Origin of the sequence: Caulobacter hibisci (assembly GCF_016135805.1) — a bacterium.
Taxonomy (GTDB): Bacteria; Pseudomonadota; Alphaproteobacteria; order Caulobacterales; family Caulobacteraceae; genus Caulobacter; species Caulobacter hibisci.
Genome location: NZ_JADWOX010000032.1, coordinates 1 through 16,487 on the forward strand (window position 1 = coordinate 1; position 16,487 = coordinate 16,487).

The window sequence follows — 16,487 nt, forward strand, 5'->3', positions numbered from 1 at the left end:
GGCTCAGGGGTATATAGGTCGGGCACCAGCCCCCACATCCCGCCGTTCTCCCAACCGCTTGACGTAGCTTCCTGCGCATGCATTGTATGAGTGTATGCATACACACCAGCATGCCCTGGATGCGCTGCGCCTCGAAGCTTCGGGCGTGCCGATCTATGTGCAGCTGCGCGACCAGTTCCTGCGCCTGATCGGGACGGGCGTGCTCGGTCCCGGCGACCAGATGCCGACCATGCGGCAGGTGGCGGTGGCCCTGAAGGTCGACCTCAACACCGTGCGCCACGCCTATGACGAGCTGGAGCGGCGCGGCGCCGTGCAGCTGATCCGGGGTCGCGGAAGCTTCGTGGCGGCCCAGCCGCCGGCCCTGGAGGCCGACGCCGTCCCCTCGCCCCTCGACCAGCTCGCGCGCCAGACCCTGGCCGCGGCCACGAGCCTGGGGATCGATCCCCAGGCGCTATCCGAACGCATCGCGGCCCTGGCCGCCGACATGGAGGACCTTCGATGAACGTCACTCTCGCACGGGGCTTCACCCTGACCCGCACCAATCCGCCGGCCCTGGCGTTGGCCGGGCTGAGCCTTGGCCTGGCCTTGCTGGTCTTCGTGCGCGGCGCGGCCGTCCACGCCCCGGCATTGCATTGGCTGGCGGGCCTGTTCCTCGTGATCGGGATCCTGATCCCCGCCGCCCTGAAGATGGCCAATCCCTGGGAGCGGGCCGTGGTGCTGCGGCTGGGCCGGCTGCACCAGATCGCCGGGCCGGGCCTGTTCCTGATCATTCCGGTCGTCGACGAGGTGGCCTACTGGCTGGACCAGCGCATCCAGACCACCGAGTTCGACGCCCAGAGCGCCCTCTCGAAAGACACCGTGCCGGTCAATATCGACGCGGTGATCTTCTGGCAGGTGCACGACACCGAGCGGGCGGCGCTGGAGATCACCGACTATCGCCTGGCCATCACCCAGGTGGCCGAGACCTCGCTGCGCGAGATGGTCGGGGCCTCGATGCTGGCCAACCTGCTGGCCGAGCGCAAGCAGGGCGACGCGCTGCTGCGCGAGGTGATCGGCCGCAAGACCGCCGACTGGGGGATCAGCGTGCTTTCGGTCGAGATCCGCGACATCGGCGTGCCCACCGCCCTGCAGGACGCCATGAGCCGCCAGGCCCAGGCCGAGCGCGAACGGCTGGCCCGCGTGGCCCTGGCCCAGGCCGAGCACGAGGTGGCGGTGAAGTTCGTCGAGGCGGCCGACATCTACGCCCGCTCGCCGGCGGCGATGCAGCTGCGGGCGATGAACATCATCTACGAGACCACCAAGGAGCGCGGCGCGACGATCCTGATCCCCACCGCCATGGTCGACGCCATGAACCCGGGCGGGCTGCTGGGCCTGGCCCAGGCGGCGGAGACGGGGCGGTAGGGGGCGACCGAAGCCCCTCCCCCAACACCCGCTCCACCCAGGCCGGCACCACCTCGCCGGCCGGGCCGTAGAAGCTCTCGTCGAAGGCCCAGGCGTTGTCGGAGGGTTCGAGGTTGAGCTCGCAGGTGCGCACCCCCAGGGCCCGGGCTTCGCTGACGAAGCCGGCGGCCGGATAGACCGAGCCGGAGGTGCCGATGGCCACGAACAGGTCGGCCGCGTGCAGGGCGTCGGTGATCTCGTCTAGGAACAGGGTCATCTCGCCGAACCACACCACGTGCGGCCGGGCCATGCCCGCCGCGCCGCAGGCCTCGCAGATCGCCTCGCCGTCCAGCGGGCCGGTATCGGACCGCGTCGCCTCGCAGGCATGGCAGCGGGTGACGGCCAGTTCGCCGTGGATATGGACGACCTCGGTCGAACCGGCTTTCTCGTGCAGGTCATCGACGTTCTGGGTGCAGAGGAACAGGCCCCCGCCCCGCGCCGCCAGCTCGCGCTGCAACCGGGCCAGGGCGACGTGGGCCGGGTTGGGCGCCGCGCCCGCCAGGTTCTCGCGGCGGGCGTTGTAGAAGGCCCGCACCTTGGCCGGATCGCGGGCGAAGCCCTCCGGCGTGGCGACTTCCGCCAGGTCGTACTGGGTCCACACCCCGCCCTCGTCGCGGAAGGTGCCCAGGCCGCTCTCGGCGGAAACCCCGGCTCCGGTAAGGACAAAGACGTTGAGGCCCATGGCGACGTTTCTCTTTCTCGTTCAAGCGGCTGCGACGAAGGTGACGCCATCGTCATTTTTAATTTGACCGTACCGGAAGTTTGAGCGGACAGTGTTCACTCGACGAGAGGCCCGCGACAGACAGGCCCTTTTCGAACCCATTGGAGAGGAGCCGACCGTGACGGACAAGAACATCACCAAGGACGCCATGTACGACGCGGTGGCGCCCGACGACTTCGAGTCCATGCTCGAGCTCGACAGGTACGGCAACCGCTCGAGCGCCTTCGACAAGATCATCTCGGCCACCCACGACCACTTCTGGGACCCGCTCGACAAGGCCTATATCGATTTCGACGAGCCGTTCGACATGGAGAACCAACCGCTGGTTCCAGAAGAGCTCGTCATCGCCCTGTCGACCGACTACGTCTCCAACCACCTGTCCGATCCCAAGCAGCGCACCCGCTTCATCAACCAGTCGGTGCTGCGCAGCTTCTCGTCGATCCTGCACGGCGAGCAGGGCGCGCTGAACCTTTCGGCCAGCCTGTGCCACGTACTGAAGGACCAGGGCGCCCAGGAATACGCCGCCAACCAGACCCGCGAGGAGGCGCGCCACGTCACCGCCTTCGCCAAGTACATCAAGGCCCGCTGGGGCAAGCCGGTCGAGTGCGGCCCGGCGCTGAAGACCCTGCTGGTCGAGATCATCGCCGCCCCCGAGGTCTACAAGAAGATCATCGGCATGCAGATGCTGGTCGAGGGCCTGGCCATGGGCGCCTTCGCCACCTTCTTCAAGGAAATCCACGATCCGCTCGGCAAGAAGCTGCTGCAGCTGGTGATGACCGACGAGGCCTTCCACCACAAGTTCGGGAAGATCTGGGCCGACCGCACGGTGCCCAAGCTGACGCCCGAGGAGCACGCCATCATCGAGGACTGGGCGGCGCACTGCTTCCAGACCCTGCTGTTCAACCTCGTCTCGCCGCACCAGCAGCTGGATCTCTACGCCGAGTTCGGCCTGGATCCCGACAAGGTGGTCGAGGAGTACGGGAAGATCATGACCGACGACCTGCGTCGGGAGAACATGAAGGAGCAGACCAACATCTTCCGGGTGCTGGTGAAGACCCTGCTCAACGCCGGCATCATCACCGACCGCACCAAGGCCTTCTACGCCATGTACGTCGACATCGACGAACTGAAGGCCGAGGGCGACCGCATGGTCGGCGACGACATCGCCGAGGAAGGCATCCGCCACCTGCAGGCCATCAACTTCAAGGACCGCGTCGCCCCGGTGACCATCGCGGCGGAGTAGGCAGAAAACCCCTCTCTCTCTTAGAGAGAGGGAGGGGCCCGCCGCGCAAGCGGTGGGAGGGTGAGAGGTTTCACCGCCGGCCGGTGAACCTCGGCCCCTGCTCCCTTACATCGTCATCCCGGCCGCAGCGAAGCGCAGAGCCGGGACCCAGGGCCGCCGCATTGCGTCGGCCAAGGTCGGGCGGCGAACCCAGCCACGACGCCCAGTCCCCTGGGTCCCGGATAAGCGCTTCGCGCTTTCCGGGATGACGGTGATTGGGGGTCTTTCGGACCGTTTGTAACCTCTCACCCTCCCACGCCTTTGGCGTGGGCCCCTCCCTCTCTCACAGAGAGAGGGTCTTCGTGCAGTGGAACACCCACCGCTCGCCTTGCGTTTGCCCCCGTTCGAGGGATGAACTTGAGCGGGGCGCTCAGTCCGCCCCCTCCCGCCAAGCAGCAAGGTGTCGGAATGCGCGTAAGCCTGATCGTCTCCCTCGCGGCCGCCCTCGCCGTAACCCCCGTACTGGCCTTCGCCGGGGCCCAGCCGCCGTCCAAGCCGGTGGCGGCCGGGTTCTATACGGGCAAGTGGTACGAGATCGCCCGCACCCCCAATTCCGGCCAGCGCAACTGCGAGGCGCCGACCACCGAGTTCACCGCTGGCGGCGCCGACAGCTTCTCGGTGCGCCAGGTCTGTCGCCGCGACAGCGCCACCGGCAAGGCCAAGACCTTCAACACCAAGGGCAGGATCGTCGCCGGCTCCGAGAACGCCAAGTTCTCGATGAACTTCCTGGGCGGCATGAAGAAGCAGGAATATTGGGTGCTCGACCGGGCCGACGACGAATCCTGGGCGATCATGGCCACGCCCGGCGGCAACTTCGTCTGGCTGCTGTCGCGCAAGCCGGTGATGGCCGAGGCGGCCAAGGAGGCGGCCCTGGCCCGGGTCAAGGCCCTGGGCTACGACAAGCTGGTCTTCCCGCAGCAGCCGGAGGCCTGAGGTGCGGCGCTCGACCCTGCCGATCGCCGCGGCGGTCCTGTTGACGCTGGGCGCGGTCGTGGCCTGCGCCGCCCACCCGACCGGCAACCCGAACCCGCCGCAGCCGGCCAAGAGCGTCGAGCTGAAGCGGTATCTGGGCCTGTGGCATGAGGCCGCCCGCTACGACTTCCGCTTCGAGAAGGGCTGCGACGGCGTCACCGCCGAATATTCGCTGCGTCCCGACGGCCTGGTCGAGGTGCGCAACACCTGCCGCCAGGGCGGGCCCGAAGGCGTCGAGAAGGTCACCATCGGCAAGGCCAAGCTGGCCGACAGGCAGACCGACAATAAGGCTAGGGGCGCCAAGCTGAAGGTGTCGTTCTTCGGCCCGTTCTATGTCGGCGACTACTGGGTGCTCGACCACGCCGACGACTACAGCTGGTCGATCGTCGGCGAAGGCAGCGGCCGCTATCTGTGGCTGCTGACCCGCGACAAGCCGACCCCGGCCCTGACCCAGGAACTGACCGACCGCGCCAAGGCCATGGGCTACGACGTCTCACGCCTGAGGGTGACCAGGCACGCGGCGGGGTAGTCCGCTCTCCCCTGCGGCGCCCCTCCTTTTAAAGGTCATCGCCCGCTTCTTGCGGGCGACGCACGCTCAGCCAGCCCCATCCTGAAAGGCCGCTTGGGTCGCCCGGACAAGCCGGGCGATGACATCCAAAAAGAGCGCCTGAAAGCCGCCCGGCCTGCTTGCGCGGCGAACAAAGATGGAACATGGTGGCAGCCATGGACGTCGTCGTCGACATCGCCCTCTCCCGCGCGGACATGACCCGACCGGAGACCACCCTGGCCGTCACCCGCGGGGCCGCGCGGCTGCTGGTCGATCTGGGCTACGCGCCCCTGGCCGAGGTCACCCTGCCCAATGGCCGGCGGGCCGACCTGATGGCGCTGGGCCCCAAGGGCGACATCGTCATCGTCGAGGTGAAGTCGGGGCTGGACGACTACCGCGTCGACCGCAAATGGGGCGAGTACGGCCCCTATTGCGACGCCTTCCACTTCGCCGTGGCGCCGCACTTTCCGGACGGCATCCTGCCCGAGGAGCCGGGCCTGATCGTCGCCGACGGCTTCGGCGGGGCCGTGGTGCGGGCCGCCCCGGTCACCCCTCTGGCGGGCGCCCGACGCAAGGCCCTGACCCTGGCCTTCGCCCGCCTGGCGGCCCTGCGCGCGGCCGGAGTCGCCGCCGAGCGGCTGTCGATCTGAAAATAAACCATGCCTGCGACATTGTGTCCGAACACAACTCAAGATGACGCCCAAGCAGGGCCGAAAGCCCAGCTAACCCAAGGGAACGCGGCGATCTAAAGTTGTTCTATAGTCGACTGGCGGACATTTCTGGTTAGCCGGATAACGGCGTAATCTAGACGGCGTTACCTCTTATTTACGCCCCTCGCGACATCACCCTGCTCACAAGCCCAACAAAGGGCAGGGGATTTCAACAGAATGTCGAAGAAAAAACCCGCAGCGGCGCTGGCCGCGGCGCTCCTCACCATCGCGCCGCTGAGCGCGCACGCCGACGCCGCCAAGGACCTGCAGATCGCCGGTCGCGCGTTGACCTTCCTGGAGAACGGCCCCACCGGCAAGCAGGTGCTGGGCATCGTGTTCGATCCGTCCAAGCCCGCCTCGGTCGCCGAGAAGAACGCGGCCATGGCCGCCATCGGCGGCGGCATGAGCGCCGGCGCCCTGACCCTCACCGCCAAGCCGGTCGAAGCCAGCGCCGTCTCCGGCGTCAGCGGCGTCGCCGCCCTCTACGTGACCACCGGCGTGAACGTCGGCGCGGCCGCCAAGGCCAAGAAGATCATCACCATCGGCTCGGACGCCTCCTGCGCCGCCAGCGGCGCCTGCGTCATGAGCGTGTCGGCGGACCCCAAGGTCGAGATCATCGTCAACCGTTCGGCCGCCGCGGCCGTCGGCGCGGTCTTCAAGTCCGCGTTCCGCATGATGATCCGCGAAGTCTGATCCCGGCCAGCTGAAGAGACATAACCATGAAAAAGACTCTCCTGGCCGGCGTTTCCGCGGGCCTCCTCGTCGCCGCCGCCGCTTCGGCCGCTAACGCCCAGTCGATCGACTACGGCTCGCTCGAGCAGCTGTTCAACGAACCGGTCACCACCAGCGCCACCGGCGCGCCGCAGCGCTCGACCGAAGCGCCGGTGGACATGACCATCATCTCGGCCGCCGACATCCAGCGCTCGGGCGCCACCGACCTGCCGACCATCCTGTCGCGCGTCGCCGGCCTCGACGTCGAAGACCGCGGCGCCGGCGCCTCGGACGTCAGCGTCCGCGGCTACAACCAGGCCATGTCGCCGCGCCTGCTGGTCCTGATCAACGGCCGCCAGGTCTATCTCGACCACTACGGCTACACCGCCTGGGCCACCCTGCCCGTGCAGCTGTCGGAAATCCGTCAGATCGAAGTCGTCAAGGGCCCCAACAGCGCCCTGTTCGGCTTCAACGCCGTCGGCGGCGTGGTCAACATCATCACGGTGAACCCGAAGTTCGACAACACCGGCGACATCACCGTGCGCGCCGGTACGGCCGGCTATGGCGAGGTTTCGCTGGCCAAGTCGTTCAAGGTCGGCGAGCGCTTCAGCGCCCGCGTCTCGGCCGGCGCCAGCCAGTCGGACGAGTTCAAGAACACCGTCGGCGTGGCCAAGGCCCTGCTGAACGACCCGGCCAAGCTCTCGGCCAACATCGACACCGTCACCCAGCTGACCGACAAGGTCGAGCTGCGCGTCGAGGGTTCGTACTCGAACGTCCAGGTCAGCGACATGCTGTCCAACTACGCCTACTCGCCGAGCAAGTACCTGACGAGCTCGCTGAAGGGCACCCTGGCCGCCGAGACCAAGGTCGGTGAGCTGCAGCTGACCGCCTACCAGAACGACCTGACGGCCAAGCACGTGATCCTGGGCCAGAAGTCGCGCTTCGAGAACAAGATCACCGTCGTCTCGGCGCAGGACCTGTTCAAGATCGGCGCGAAGCACACCCTGCGCGTCGGCGCCGAGTACCGCCACAACGAGGTCAACACGGCCCCGATCGGCGGCGCCGAGGTCTCCTACGACGTCCTCGCCGCTTCGGCGATGTGGAACTGGGCGATCACCGACAAGCTCGCCTTCACCGCCGCCGGTCGCTACGACAGCCTGGACCTGTCGCGCGAAGGCACGTTCCCGGCCGGTTCGCCGCCGCTGGGCAACGGCTACTGGGACCGCAAGATCGAAGAGCCGAGCTACAACCTCGGCCTGGTCTGGCGCGCCACCGACGTCGACACCTTCAAGGCCACCGCCGCCCGCGGCGTGCAGGTTCCGACCCTGATCGACCTGGGCGCCCTGCAGGCCCGCGTCACCGTCGGTCCGTACACGATCGGCCTGGCCGGCAACCCGACCCTCGAGCCGGCGATCATCACCAACTACCAGCTGACCTATGAGCGCGCCCTGCCCGCCATCAAGGCCGAAGTCAGCGCCAAGGTCTTCGTGCAGAAGACCGAGGACGTGAAGGGCCAGCCGACCTCGGCCCAGATCGACGTGCCGGCGACCTTGGTCAGCCTGCCCGTGCTGAGCTATCGCAACATCGGCGAGAGCAAGATGAACGGCTTCGAACTGGCCGCCTCGGGCCAGCTGACCGGCGGCTTCCGCTGGAACGCCGACTTGACCCACACCGAGGTGGACGATGAGCCGAACACCGGCTTCTCGGCCGTGATCCGGACGGCCGCCTATGGCGAGACCACCCCGGAAAACCGCGGCAACGTCTCGTTCGGCTGGACCGACGGCGCCTGGACCGCCGACGCCTACGCCCACGTGGTCGGCCAGCACAAGGCCTACGCGCTCTACAGCGCCGCCGCCGCGCCGAACCTGGTCAACGTCGAGGCCTACACCGCCATCGGCGGCCGGGTGGCCCGCGCGTTCGACCACGGCGTGACCGTGGCGCTGAGCGGCCAGAACCTCGGCGACAACCGCCAGCGCCAGAGCGCCGGCCTGGAAGTCGAGCGTCGCCTGTTCCTGAGCGTCAGCAAGACCTGGTAAGCGTTTCGGGTCTCCCGAAAACCGGAAGGGGCGGCCTGAAAGGGCCGCCCTTTTTGTTGCGCCCTTCTCCCCTTGCGGGAGAAGGTGGCGGCGAAGCCGTCGGATGAGGGGTCTCTCAAATCCGGGCCGTCGCACCCGGTCGATCGGCATTCGCGGTGTCGAGATCTGAGAGACCCCTCACCCGACCTCCTTCGGAGGCCACCCTCTCCCGCAAGGGGAGAGGGATCATGACGGACTCACCAGTCGTCCTTCTTCTTCTTCATCAGCGCGAACAGCCCCGGATAGGGCCCCTGGCCGGTCCGGTAGAGGCACCACTCGTCGTCCTTCTTGCAGGCGCCGTCGAAGAAGTCCTTCTTGGACTGGTCGATCACCGCGTACATCGGCGCGTCCTTGGCCTTGACCCCCAGCTTGTCGTCGCAGGCCGCGCGTTCGGCCTTGGTCAGGCGGTAGAGGTCGGCGTGGTTGCAGCCGCCGCCTTCACGGGCGGCCTGGCGCAGGCCTTCGCCGCCGGGCGTGGGGGTTCCGCGCGACTTGAATCCGGGCGGGGCGACGGCGGCGCGGGGCGCCTCTGGAGCAGCGGACGACGGAGCCGGCGCGCTGGCGACCTGGGCCGGCACCTTGGGCGGCGGCGGGACCACGGCGCGGGCCGGCGGGGCGGCGGGCGAGGCCGACGCGGGCGCCTCAGCTTCCGGCGCGGAGACACGCGGAGCCGGCGGCGGCACGACGTCCACGAGATCGACGATCAGGCTCTGCGGCTCGACCGGCGGCGGCATGATCTTGATCCCGCTGACCAGCGCCACGCCCAGCAGCACGTGCAGGCCGCTCACCGCGATCAGGGCGAGCGCGAATGGCCTCTTGCGGCGAGCTGTCGATCGCCTACCGGCCATCCCGAATCCTTGCTTGCGCGCAACAGGCGCGATGGCTTGCGGATACGAGGGCCATGGGGCGCGGCGATGGCGGCAATGATGCGGCGGCGCAAAGAAAAAGGCCCGGCGTCGCCGCCGGGCCTCCTCATTTCGCCTTGCGGGCGACCGGTGATCCGAGAACCCCGCCCTTCGACAGGCTCAGGGTGAGGTTCTCTACTGCGGCCGCCTATCCATGATCCTCATCCTGAGCTTGTCGAAGGACGAGGATCACGCACCGCGGCTAAGAACGACCTTAGGCGGCCGCCTTCTCCTTGACGCCGAAGCGGCTGTAGAAGGTCTCGCCCTTGGCGGCCATCTCGCGCAGCAGGGCCGGCGGGGTGAAGCGCGTGCCGTAGGCGGCGGTCAGCTGGTCGAGGGTCTCGACGAACTTGGCCACGCCGATGCCGTCGATGAAGCTGACCGGGCCGCCGGTCCAGGGCGCGAAGCCCCAGCCCAGGATGGCGCCGACGTCGGCTTCACGCGGATCGGTGATCACGCCTTCCTCGAAGCAGCGCGCGGCCTCGACGGCCTGGCGGTACAGCAGGCGGGTGCGGATCTGGTCGATCAGCGCCTTGTCGGCGTCGGTGGTTTTGACTTCAACCAGCTCCGAGAGGCCCGGCCACAGGGTCTTGGGACCCTTTTCCGGATAGTCGTAGAAGCCCTTGCCGTTCTTGCGGCCATAGCGACCCAAGTCCTCGACCATCTTGGCGATGACCGCGGTGAACGGACGCTCTTCGTACTTGTCGCCGAGGTCCTTCTTGGTCTGGATCGCGATCTTGTGCGACAGGTCCAGGGCCACGTCGTCGTGCATTTCCAGCGGACCGCGCGGCATGCCGGTGGCGCGACCGACATTGTCGATGATCGCCGGGGCGATGCCGTCGCTGAGCAGCTCCATGCCTTCCTGCACGAAGGTGCCGAAGCAGCGCGACGTGTAGAAGCCGCGGCTGTCGTTGACGACGATCGGGGTCTTCTTGATCTTCAGCACGTAGTCGATCGACTTGGCGATGGTCGCCTGGTCGGTCTTCTCGCCGAGGATGATCTCGACCAGGCCCATCTTGTCGACCGGCGAGAAGAAGTGGATGCCGATGAAGCTTTCCGGACGGATCGAGGCTTCGGCCAGGCCGGTGATCGGCAGGGTCGAGGTGTTGGAGCCGAACACGGCGGTGTCGGCCAGTTGGGCCTCGGCCAGCTTGGTCACCTGGGCCTTGACGTCGCGGTTCTCGAACACCGCCTCGACGACCAGGTCCGAACCCTTGACGTTGGCATAGTCCGACGTCGGATGGATCAGGGCCAGGATGGCCTCGCCCTTCTCGGCGGTCAGCTTGCCGCGCGAGACGGCCTTCTTGACCAGGGCTTCGGCGTAGCCCTTGCCCTTGTCGGCGGCTTCCTGCGTCTGGTCGATCAGCACGGTCTCGATGCCGGCCATGGCTTGGACGTAGGCGATGCCCGCGCCCATCATGCCGGCGCCGAGCACGGCGACCTTCTTGACGTCGTAGTACGGCACGCCGGCCGGACGGCCCGAACCCTTGCCCAGTTCCTGCAAGCTGAGGAACAGGGTGCGGATCATGCCCTTGGCCTGCGGGGTCATCAGGGTCTTGAGGAAGTAGCGGGTCTCGATGCGGATGGCCGCGTCGAACGGAACCTGCAGGCCCTCATAGACGGCCTTCATGATGTTCTGCTGGGCCGGGTAGTTGCCGTAGGTGTTCTTGCGCAGCATGGCGTTGCCCATGATGAACACCTGCGCGCCGGTCGGGGTGTAGGGGCCGCCGCCGGGGATCTTGAATTCCTTCTTGTCCCAGGGAGCGACGGGGTCGCCCTTGGTCTTGATCCAGGTCTTGGCGGCTTCGACTTCCGTGCCGGCCGGCACGACTTCGTGCACGACCTTGGCGCCGAGCGCCTCGGCCGGCTTCATCGACTTGCCTTCCAGGAGGTACGGCGCGGCGGCCATGACGCCCATCAGGCGCGTCAGGCGCTGGGTGCCGCCGCCGCCCGGCAGCAGGCCGACCTTGGCTTCCGGCAGGCCCAGCTGCAGCTTCGGCAGGTCGGCGACCACGCGGTAGTGGGTGGCCAGGACGAATTCCAGACCGCCGCCCAGGGCCAGGCCGTTGATCGCCGCGGCGATCGGCTTGCCGCCGGTTTCCAGGGCGCGGAAGGCCTTGTTCAGCGCGAAGCCGGCGTCGAACGCGGCTTGCAGGTCGCCACCGCCCAGGCCGCCTTCGCCGCCCAGTTCGCCCAGGTCAGCGCCGGCGCAGAAGCCGGTGGTCTTGCCCGAGGTGATGACGGCGCCCTTGATGGCGTCGTCGGTCTTGATGGTCTCGACCAGTTCGCCGATCTCCTTGATCACCGAAGCGGTCAGGGTGTTCATCGTGCGGCCGGGGACGTCGAAGGTGACCAGGGCGATGCCGTCGCCGTCGACCTCGATCTTGAAGTTTTCCATGTTCTCTTCTCCAGATCCGCGAAGCGGGAGGGAGGAGCGCGCCGCGCTCACCCCCTCAGTCGCTCCGCGACAGCTCCCCCAGAAGGGGAGCATCGGTTGCTATCAGACGCGTTCGATGACCGTGGCGGTGCCCATGCCGGCGCCGACGCACAGGGTGATCAGGGCGGTTTCCTTGTCCGAGCGTTCCAGCTCGTCGACCATGGTGCCCAGGATCATCGCGCCGGTGGCGCCCAGCGGGTGGCCCATGGCGATGGCGCCGCCGTTGACGTTCATCTTGTCGTGCGGGATGTCCAGCGCCTGCATCATGCGCAGGACGACGGCCGCGAAGGCTTCGTTCAGCTCGTAGAGGTCGATGTCGGCGACTTCCATCTTCAGCTTCTTGAGCAGCTTCTCGGTGACCAGCGAGGGGCCGGTCAGCATGATCGACGGCTCCGAACCGATCGAGGCCATGCCCTTGATGCGGGCGCGGGCCTTGAGGCCGAGCGCGTCGCCCATTTCCTTGGTGCCGATCAGCACGCCGGCGGCGCCGTCGACGATGCCCGAGCTGTTGCCCGCGTGGTGCACGTGGGTCATGCGCTCGACCTGCGGGTAGCGCTGGGTGGCCACCGCGTCGAAGGCCATCTCGCCCATGCCGGTGAACGAGGCGTTCAGCGAGGCCAGGGTCTGCATGGTGGTGGCGCCGCGGACGGTCTCGTCGTGGCTCAGGATGTCGAGGCCCAGCTGGTCCTTCACCGGCACGACCGACTTGGAGAAGCGGCCCTCGGCCCACGACTGGGCGGCGCGGCGCTGGCTCTCGACGGCGTAGGCGTCGACGTCGTCGCGGCTGAAGCCGTAGAGGGTGGCGATCAGGTCGGCCGACACGCCCTGCGGCATGAAGTAGGTCTTGAAGGCCGACGACGGGTCGGTCGGCCAGGCGCCGCCGTCGCTGCCCATCGGCACGCGGCTCATGCTCTCGACACCGCCGCCGATGGTCAGGTCGGCTTCACCCGAGATGACCTTGGCCGCGGCCATGTTCACGGCTTCCAGGCCCGAGGCGCAGAAGCGGTTGATCTGCACGCCGGCGACGTTCTCGGCGTAGTCGGCGGTCAGCACGGCCGTACGGGCGATGTCGCTGCCTTGTTCGCCGACCGGGGCGACGCAGCCCAGGACGACGTCGTCGACCTTGGAGGTGTCGAGGTTGTTGCGGTCGCGGATGGCTTCCAGGACCTGGCTGGCCAGCGACAGGGCGGTGATCTCATGCAGAGAGCCGTCCTTCTTGCCCTTGCCGCGCGGGGTGCGCACGGCGTCGAAGATGTAAGCGTCGGCCATTGAATGGCTCCTTCCTGCGATCTCTTAATCGAGTTGTCCCTGACGGGATTCTTGAACCTCCAACCCGGCGGGGGCCGGGTCGGCGAATGAAACGGTGGCTACTTCTTCCAGGCCCCGATCGGGGACTTGTGGATCGGCGCGCACGAGAGGCCCCGGGCGCTGGCCTTGGCCGAATAGACGACCCGCTGGCCGAACTCCGGCGCGGGCAGGCGGCAGGGCGTGAAGCCCGGCGTGTTCACGGTCAGCGTCCACGCAGCGATCTTGGAGCGCAGCAGGTTGTTGCACTGCTCGACGCCCGGCTTCAGCGGCAGGTCGAAGGCGCCGGGCTGGGGGCGCTTGCCCTCCAGCTTGCCGGAGAACTGCAGCGGGCGGCGGCCCTCGGCCTTGACGCAGACCACGGCGGCGCGGGCGGCGTCCTGAGCGGGCGGGGGCGGCGGAGCGTCGGCGAACAACATCAGAGCGTCCTCGCGATCAGCAGCTTCATGATCTCGTTGGTGCCGCCGTAGATGCGCTGGACGCGGCTGTCCTTGTACATCCGGGCGATCGGGTACTCGTTCATGAAGCCATAGCCGCCGAACAGCTGCAGGCAGCGGTCGACGATCTTGTTCTCCAGATCGGTCACCCAGTACTTGGCCATCGAGGCGGTGGCCGCGTCGAGGTCGCCCTTCAGGTGGCGCTCGATGCAGTGGTTGACGAACACCTTGGCGACGGTCGCCTCGGTCTTGCACTCGGCCAGCACGAACTGGGTGTTCTGGAAAGCGATGACCGGCTTGCCGAACGCCTGGCGCTCCTTGACGTAGGCGATGGTCAGCTCCAGCGCCCGCTCGATGGTGGCCATGCCCTGGACGGCGATGTTCAGCCGCTCCTGCGGCAGCTGGGCCATCAGCTGGAAGAAGCCCTGGCCCTCGTCCGTGCCCAAGAGGTTCTCGGTCGGGATCTTCACGTCGTTGAAGAACAGCTCCGACGTGTCCTGGGCCTCATGGCCCAGCTTGTCGAGGTTGCGGCCGCGCTCGAAGCCTCCGGCGCCGTCGGTCTCGACGACCAGCAGGCTGGTGCCGCGGGCGCCGCCAGCCGGATCGGTCTTGGCGACGACGATGATCAGATTGGCCGTCTGGCCGTTGGTGATGAAGGTCTTGGAGCCGTTGAGGACGTACTGGTTGCCGTCCTTCTTGGCGCTGGTCTTGATGCCTTGCAGGTCGGAGCCCGCGCCCGGCTCGGTCATGGCGATCGCGCCGACCAGCTCGCCGGTCGACAGGCGCGGCAGCCAGCGGCGCTTCTGCTCTTCGGTGCCGTAGTGGGTGATGTACGGCATGACGATGGCGTTGTGCAGGCTGGCGCCAAAGCCGTCGACGCCCTTCTTACCCAGCTGTTCCATCAGCACGACCTCGTGGCGATAGTCGCCGCCGGAGCCGCCGTATTCTTCCGGCGTGGAGAGGCCGAGCAACCCGGCCTCCCCCGCCTTGTTCCACATCGCGCGATCGACGCAGTGGTTCTTGCGCCAGGTCGCGACGACGGATTCAGGGGCGTGCTCGTCGAAGAACTTGCCCACCGCGTCCTCGAAGATCGTGATGTCTTCTTCGGCCATGAAGGCGGGTTTTGCGACGTCGAGCACGCTCATGATCAGAAGGCCTCCGCGGGCAGCGCCATCAGGGTCGCCGAGCCGGTCTTCAGTTTGGCCAGATGCGCCGCAGCGTCAGGCAAGACCCGCTCGATGAAATAACGCGCCGTGGCGACCTTGGTCGTGAAGAACGGGTCGGTCGAGCCCTCGGCGATCTTGGCGTTGGCCGCCTTGACCATCAGGACCCACATGTAGGCCAGGCCCGTCAGGCCGAAGAGGTGCATGTAGTCGGTCGAGGCCGCGCCGGCGTTGTCGGGGTTCTGCAGGCCGTTCTGCATCAGCCACATGGTGCCGTCCTGCAGCTGGGCCTTGGTCGCCGCCAGGGCGTCGACGAACGGCTTCAGCTCGGCGTCGCCGTCGTTCTCGCCGACGAACTGGTCGATCTCCTGGAAGAAGGTCATCACGCCGCGGCCGCCCTTGGCCGCCAGCTTGCGGCCGACCAGGTCGAGGGCCTGCACGCCGTTGGTGCCTTCGTAGATCAGGGCGATACGGCAGTCGCGCAGGTACTGGCTGACCGGGAAGTGCTCGGTGAAGCCCGAGCCGCCGTGCACCTGCACCGCGTTCGAGCAGACCTGGAAGCCGCGGTCGGTCAGGTAGCCCTTCAGCACCGGCGTCAGCAGGCCCATGTAGTCGTCGGCCTTGGTGCGCACGGCCTCATCGGGGTGGCTGTGGGCCAGGTCGCCGTGCAGGGCGGTCCAGAACAGGAAGGCGCGGCCGCCTTCGATGATGGCCTTGTTCTCCAGCAGCAGGCGGCGCACGTCCGGGTGGACGATGATCGGGTCGGCCGGGCCTTCGGCGTTCTTCGGGCCCGTCAGCGAACGGCCTTGCAGGCGATCCTTGGCGAAGGCGACGGCGGCCTGGTTGGCCGCTTCGGCCTGGGCGACGCCCTGCAGGCCGACGCCCAGACGGGCTTCGTTCATCATCACGAACATCAGCTTCAGGCCGCTGTTCTCTTCACCGATCAGATAGCCCTCGGCGTCGTCGTACTGCATGACGCAGGTGGCGTTGCCATGGATGCCCATCTTCTCTTCGAGGCCCACGCACTTGGCGCCCTCGTTGCGCGCACCGACGCTGCCGTCGGCGTTCGGGAAGAACTTCGGCACGATGAACAGGCTGATGCCCTTCACGCCGGCCGGGGCGCCCTCGATGCGGGCCAGCACCAGGTGGACGATGTTGTCCGACATGTCGTGCTCGCCGGCCGAGATCCAGATCTTCTGGCCGGTGATCTTGTAGCTGCCGTCGCCGTTCGGAACGGCCTTGGTGCGCAGCAGGCCCAGGTCCGTGCCGCAGTGCGGCTCGGTCAGGTTCATGGTGCCGGTCCACTCGCCCGTGATCATCTTGGGCAGGTAGGTCTGCTTCTGGTCGTCGGTGCCGCCGGTGTGGATGGCCGAGTATGCGCCGTGGGCCAGGCCCGGATACATCGAGAAGGCCATGTTGGCCGAGCTCGACATTTCCGAGAACGACAGGTTCACGACGTGCGGCAGGCCTTGGCCGCCGTAGGCCGGGTCCGAGCCGAGGCCGGTCCAGCCGCCTTCGCACAGGGCCCTGTAGGCTTCCTTGAAGCCGGGCGGGGTGGTGACGGTGTTGGTGACCGGGTCGAGCTTGCAGCCGGTCTTGTCGCCGATGCTGTTCAGCGGAGCCAGGACTTCGCCGGTGAACTGGGCCGCGCCCTCGACGATCTGTTCGACGACGTCGATCGAGGCGTCGGCGAAGGCCGGCAGGTTGCCGTACTGCTCGATGTTGAGCACGTCGCGCAGCAGGAACATGTGGTCGCGGACGGGCGGCTGATAGGTCATTTAA

General features: G+C 67.6%; 14 protein-coding genes and 1 pseudogene. 8 read left to right on the forward strand and 7 right to left on the reverse strand.

Annotated elements, in window-relative coordinates; all coding sequences use genetic code 11:
• Nucleotides 1-94 precede the first annotated feature (94 nt).
• Together I4Q42_RS25015 and I4Q42_RS25020 are read left to right on the forward strand one after the other, a co-directional pair.
• Nucleotides 95-502, forward strand: a complete 408-nt coding sequence (locus I4Q42_RS25015; protein WP_198578823.1) for a GntR family transcriptional regulator — start codon at nucleotides 95-97, stop codon at nucleotides 500-502.
• Complete coding sequence (locus I4Q42_RS25020; RefSeq protein ID WP_198578824.1) at nucleotides 499-1,401, forward strand: slipin family protein; 903 nt, start codon at nucleotides 499-501, stop codon at nucleotides 1,399-1,401. Before I4Q42_RS25015 ends, I4Q42_RS25020 begins: the two co-directional genes overlap by 4 nt.
• Nucleotides 1,402-1,423: 22 nt before the next feature.
• Here the strand turns inward: I4Q42_RS25020 and I4Q42_RS25025 are convergent.
• Nucleotides 1,424-2,122: pseudogene (locus I4Q42_RS25025) on the reverse strand (NAD-dependent deacylase); the annotation flags it as partial.
• A gap of 157 nt (nucleotides 2,123-2,279) precedes the next feature.
• On the opposite strand from I4Q42_RS25025, the gene I4Q42_RS25030 reads away from it, so the two are divergent.
• From I4Q42_RS25030 to I4Q42_RS25055, 6 genes are all read left to right on the forward strand, one after another.
• Nucleotides 2,280-3,404: a ferritin-like domain-containing protein gene (locus tag I4Q42_RS25030; RefSeq protein ID WP_198578826.1), complete on the forward strand. Its 1,125-nt coding sequence runs from the start codon at nucleotides 2,280-2,282 to the stop codon at nucleotides 3,402-3,404.
• A gap of 447 nt (nucleotides 3,405-3,851) precedes the next feature.
• Entirely contained in the window at nucleotides 3,852-4,376 is a 525-nt protein-coding gene (locus I4Q42_RS25035; RefSeq protein WP_198578827.1) for a lipocalin family protein, read from the forward strand.
• Nucleotide 4,377: 1 nt separating this feature from the next.
• A complete protein-coding gene (locus I4Q42_RS25040; RefSeq protein WP_198578828.1) occupies nucleotides 4,378-4,944 on the forward strand; it encodes a lipocalin family protein in 567 nt (188 codons plus the stop codon).
• A gap of 233 nt (nucleotides 4,945-5,177) precedes the next feature.
• Nucleotides 5,178-5,612, forward strand: coding sequence for a DNA repair putative endonuclease MmcB (gene mmcB / locus I4Q42_RS25045; protein WP_408611132.1), 435 nt, complete (start codon nucleotides 5,178-5,180; stop codon nucleotides 5,610-5,612).
• Between the two features lie 237 nt (nucleotides 5,613-5,849).
• Nucleotides 5,850-6,365: a hypothetical protein gene (locus tag I4Q42_RS25050; protein WP_198578829.1), complete on the forward strand. Its 516-nt coding sequence runs from the start codon at nucleotides 5,850-5,852 to the stop codon at nucleotides 6,363-6,365.
• 26 nt (nucleotides 6,366-6,391) lie between these two features.
• Complete coding sequence (locus I4Q42_RS25055; RefSeq protein WP_198578830.1) at nucleotides 6,392-8,419, forward strand: TonB-dependent receptor plug domain-containing protein; 2,028 nt, start codon at nucleotides 6,392-6,394, stop codon at nucleotides 8,417-8,419.
• 236 nt (nucleotides 8,420-8,655) lie between these two features.
• Here the strand turns inward: I4Q42_RS25055 and I4Q42_RS25060 are convergent, their stop codons facing one another.
• The 6 genes from I4Q42_RS25060 to I4Q42_RS25085 form a co-directional block, all read right to left on the reverse strand.
• Nucleotides 8,656-9,306, reverse strand: coding sequence for a hypothetical protein (locus I4Q42_RS25060; RefSeq protein ID WP_198578831.1), 651 nt, complete (start codon nucleotides 9,304-9,306; stop codon nucleotides 8,656-8,658).
• 271 nt (nucleotides 9,307-9,577) lie between these two features.
• Nucleotides 9,578-11,761, reverse strand: coding sequence for a 3-hydroxyacyl-CoA dehydrogenase NAD-binding domain-containing protein (locus I4Q42_RS25065; RefSeq protein WP_198578832.1), 2,184 nt, complete (start codon nucleotides 11,759-11,761; stop codon nucleotides 9,578-9,580).
• Between the two features lie 102 nt (nucleotides 11,762-11,863).
• Nucleotides 11,864-13,069, reverse strand: coding sequence for an acetyl-CoA C-acetyltransferase (locus I4Q42_RS25070; protein ID WP_198578833.1), 1,206 nt, complete (start codon nucleotides 13,067-13,069; stop codon nucleotides 11,864-11,866).
• A gap of 98 nt (nucleotides 13,070-13,167) precedes the next feature.
• The gene (locus I4Q42_RS25075) at nucleotides 13,168-13,524 is read right to left on the reverse strand and encodes a hypothetical protein (protein ID WP_198578834.1); all 357 of its coding nucleotides are present in this window, start codon (nucleotides 13,522-13,524) and stop codon (nucleotides 13,168-13,170) included.
• Nucleotides 13,524-14,687 (reverse strand): acyl-CoA dehydrogenase family protein, encoded by a 1,164-nt coding sequence (locus I4Q42_RS25080; RefSeq protein ID WP_198578835.1) that lies wholly within the window; start codon nucleotides 14,685-14,687, stop codon nucleotides 13,524-13,526. Before I4Q42_RS25080 ends, I4Q42_RS25075 begins: the two co-directional genes overlap by 1 nt.
• Nucleotides 14,688-14,689: 2 nt before the next feature.
• Nucleotides 14,690-16,483 carry an acyl-CoA dehydrogenase C-terminal domain-containing protein gene (locus tag I4Q42_RS25085; RefSeq protein WP_198578836.1) on the reverse strand — a complete coding sequence of 598 codons (1,794 nt, stop codon included), beginning with the start codon at nucleotides 16,481-16,483 and terminating at the stop codon, nucleotides 14,690-14,692.
• Between the last annotated feature and the right edge of the window lie 4 nt (nucleotides 16,484-16,487).